The 3,310-nt window shown below is 70.4% G+C and carries 4 protein-coding genes; 1 reads left to right on the top strand and 3 read right to left on the bottom strand.

The window, feature by feature from the left end:
* Positions 1-371: 371 nt before the first annotated feature.
* Both VFB40_RS11690 and VFB40_RS11685 read right to left on the bottom strand, forming a co-directional pair.
* Positions 372-521 (bottom strand): SAM-dependent methyltransferase, encoded by a 150-nt coding sequence (locus tag VFB40_RS11690; protein ID WP_324849861.1) that lies wholly within the window; start codon positions 519-521, stop codon positions 372-374.
* A 104-nt stretch (positions 522-625) separates the two neighbouring features.
* Positions 626-1,021, bottom strand: coding sequence for a MarR family winged helix-turn-helix transcriptional regulator (locus VFB40_RS11685; RefSeq protein WP_324849859.1), 396 nt, complete (start codon positions 1,019-1,021; stop codon positions 626-628).
* An 85-nt stretch (positions 1,022-1,106) separates the two neighbouring features.
* On the opposite strand from VFB40_RS11685, the gene VFB40_RS11680 reads away from it, so the two are divergent.
* The gene (locus tag VFB40_RS11680) at positions 1,107-2,717 is read left to right on the top strand and encodes an MFS transporter (RefSeq protein WP_324849857.1); all 1,611 of its coding nucleotides are present in this window, start codon (positions 1,107-1,109) and stop codon (positions 2,715-2,717) included.
* Between the two features lie 28 nt (positions 2,718-2,745).
* Here the strand turns inward: VFB40_RS11680 and VFB40_RS11675 are convergent.
* Positions 2,746-3,310, bottom strand: a 565-nt coding sequence (locus VFB40_RS11675; protein WP_324849855.1) for a TetR/AcrR family transcriptional regulator, incomplete at its 5' end; no start/stop codon positions are given.

Here is a 3,310-nt window from a genome sequence, read left to right as displayed (position 1 = left end):
GCTGCGTCACCCCGCGCACCCGCAACGTCCGCAGTAGACGCTTGTTCGTCTGCGAGTGTCGGGCAGGGAAGCCGATGAGATGGGCGTACTCATGGCCTCAAGAGCTAGCGATTCATGCTGCCGCCCCGGAGACGAAGCGGTGCCGCTGTTTGTGCTGGCCGTCGCCGGTAGATGAGTGGTCGGGTAGGTCGGTCGGCGCACCTCCGTACGCGCCACCCGGACGGCTGGCATGACGGAGTCTGCCGCGTACGGAGATACCCCGCCCTCAGCCCCAGCCCTGGGCGCGGCCCAGGCGAAGCCGAGCCCATCATGCTCGACGACAAAGCCTAGCCAGGATGCTGACATGTGCTCTGACCTGCGGTACTATGTGTTTAGAGGGAGCGCCCGCCGAGGTAGTAGTCGTACATGCGCGCCGGATGGGCGGTGGCGGTGTCGATCAGCTCCGGCGCCCATCCGGGTTCGAGCAGTCCCGCGCCCAGAATCGGGGGATCGTCCGATATCGGCGGATCGCCTTGCGGCATGGTCGCCTCCGCACCAAGAGCTTGTCGCGTGTACGGACCCGATGGTATCTGACGCCGAAGGCTTCTGATGCGGCGGACTCCCGCGAATCCCCTCGTCGGAGGGGTCAGCCTGCTGTCACGCTCAGTTCCCGCAAGATCGCCCGCTGTGTCGGGCGGGCCTCCAGGTAGCGCGCGGCGCCCGCCGCGGTGATCCGGGTGTAGGCGGAGCGGCGGTCCTCGGCGCAGGTGGTGCGCTCGACCAGGCCGGCCTGTTCGAGCCGGGTGATGAGGCGGGAGAAGGCGCTCTGGCTCAGGTGCACCCGCTCGCCGAGTTCGTTCATCCGCAGCTGCGGGAAGTCCGGGCCGGGCGCGTAGAGCTGCTGCAGCACCTCGAAGTCGCTGACGGTCAGGCCGTGCTCGGCGGTCAGCCGCCGGTCGAGCGCGCAGGTGATCCGGTGGTAACGGCCCATCAGGTCGTGCCACTCGGAGGCCAGTGCGTCGTCGTCGTTCGGCCGGATCACGTCGCGAGTCTAACAGCGGCCCGCCGATAAATGCAAGCGCATTTTATGCTTGCGCATTCGATGCACATGCATAAAGATTGCTCCCATGACCGCGTCCCACACGCAAGTCCAAGCCACCGTCCCCACTCCCCGCCCGGCCCCCGCGCAGCCGTCCGCGCCGCTGAACGAGGGCGCGCCGCGGTCGGCACCCACGACACGCCTCGCGGCGAGACCGCCCACCGCCGTGTCCGGATCCGACTGGTCGCCCGCGACCTGGCTGCTGCTCGTCGTGCTGTGCGGCGCGCTCTTCCTCGACGCCCTCGACCTGTCCATGGTCGGCGTCGCGCTGCCCTCGATCGGCTCCAGCCTGCATCTCGCCCCCGGCTCGCTGCAGTGGATCGTGTCCGGCTACATCCTCGGCTACGGCGGCCTGATGCTGCTCGGCGGCCGGGCGAGCGACCTGCTCGGCCGGCGCCGGGTGTTCCTCACCGCGGTCGCCGTCTTCGGCGCGGCCTCGGTGGTCAGCGCCCTGCTCAGCAACGACCTCGCGCTCATCGCGCTGCGCTTCGTCAAGGGCGCCTCGGCCGCGTTCACCGTCCCGGCCGGCCTGTCGATCATCACCACCACCTTCGCCGAGGGCCCGGCTCGCAACCGGGCGCTGAGCATCTACACCGTCTGCGGCGCGAGCGGCTTCTCGCTCGGTCTTGTGATCGGCGGGCTGCTGACCGAGGTCGGCTGGCGGGTCACCTTCCTGGTCCCCGGACCGGTCGCGATCGCGCTGGTGCTGGCGGGCCTGCAGGTGATCCCGCGCGGCGCCACCGAGCGGGTGCGGCTGCACCACTTCGACCTGCCCGGCGCGCTGACCAGCACGGCCTCGCTACTGATCCTGGTCTACGCGGTGGTCGACGCGCCGAACCGCGGCTGGGGCAGTCCGGCCACCATCGGGCTGCTCGTGCTGAGCGCGGCGCTGGCCGTCGCCTTCGTCGCGATCGAACGCCGCCACCCGCGGCCGCTGGTCCGGCTCGGCATCCTGCGTTCACGCACGCTGGTGCACGCCAACCTCGCCGCGATGGCGATGTTCGGCGGCTACTCGGCCTTCCAGTTCGTGGTGACGCTCTACGTGCAGAACTCGCTCGGCTGGTCGCCGCTGAGCATGGCGCTCGGATTCCTGCCGGCCGGCCTGCTGGTCGCGCTCAGCTCGACCCGCATGGGCGTCGTGCTCGGCCGGGTGAACACCGCCTGGCTGATCTTCTTCGGGCTGCTGGCGCTGATGGGCGCATACGCACTGTTCCTGCGCACCGAGCCGTCGATGTCTTACGCGGACTTCATGCTGCCGACGATGCTGCTGCTGGGGGTCGGGTTCGCGCTCACCTTCCCGGCGGTGAACGCGCAGGCCACGCAGGGCGTCGCAGACCACGAACAGGGTCTCGCCTCCGGGCTGCTGAACACCAGCGTGCAGATCGGCGGAGCGATCGTGCTGGCGGTCGTCAGCGCGGTGCTGAGCAGTTCGGGTTCGGCGAACGTGCACCACAAGCTGCTGCCCGGAATGACCACCGCGATCGCCGTCGTGGTCGGCATCTCGCTGGTCGCGCTGCTGATGACGGCGGTGCTCCTGCTGCAGGACCGGCGCCGCGCGGCCGTGGTCGCGGCGGCCACGGCCGTCGCGGTTCCGTCGGGATATCAGCCGGCTGAGTCGCGGGTGGACCTCATCCACTGAACGCGGTAACGATCGAGTGCGGTAACGATCACGATCCGTCGACCTGCTCGCCGCGCAGCCCGCGCAGCAGCAGGTCGACGGTTTCCGCGGGCCCGGCGAGCCAGCGCTCCGCGCCCTCGGCGCCGAGCAGCCGGTGAAACGCACGCTGATACGCCGCTCCGACCAGCAGCATCGCGGCCGCGCGCAGGTCGGCGTCCGGGGGCAGATCGCCGGTCTGCTGCCGGGCGGCCAGAAACGCGGCAGTGCCCTGAATCGCCTTGTGCGGCCCGATGTCGTGTTCCTTGCTGCGTTCCCGGAACGCCTCGCGCACCTCGCTGTCCGCCTGCACGGCGGCGATGATCGGCGCGGTACGCAAGAAGAAGTCCTCAAGGCCGGTGAACAGCTCCAGCAGGTCCGCGCGCAGCTCGCCGTGCCGCAGCCGCTCCCCGAAGAACAGCTCGATCACCAGCGGCAGGTGCTCGCCGACCACCGCGAGCAGCAGACCCGGCCGGTCGCCGAAGTGGTAGAAGACGCTCGCCTCGGCCACACCGGCGCGCTGCGCCACGGCCCGGGTGGTCAGCCGCGCCGCGCCCGACTCGGCGAGCACCGCCTGC

Source organism: Actinocrinis sp. (assembly GCF_035650855.1).
Lineage (GTDB): Bacteria > Actinomycetota > Actinomycetes > Streptomycetales > Catenulisporaceae > Actinocrinis.
This window is presented reverse-complemented; position numbering and strand designations above follow the sequence as displayed.

Bases quoted from the DNA above. Each gene is read 5' to 3' on its own strand.
- VFB40_RS11680 (WP_324849857.1), top strand. From the start codon at position 1,107: ATGACCGCGTCCCACACGCAAGTCCAAGCCACCGTCCCCACTCCCCGC.
- VFB40_RS11690 (WP_324849861.1), bottom strand. From the start codon at position 521: ATGCCGCAAGGCGATCCGCCGATATCGGACGATCCCCCGATTCTGGGC.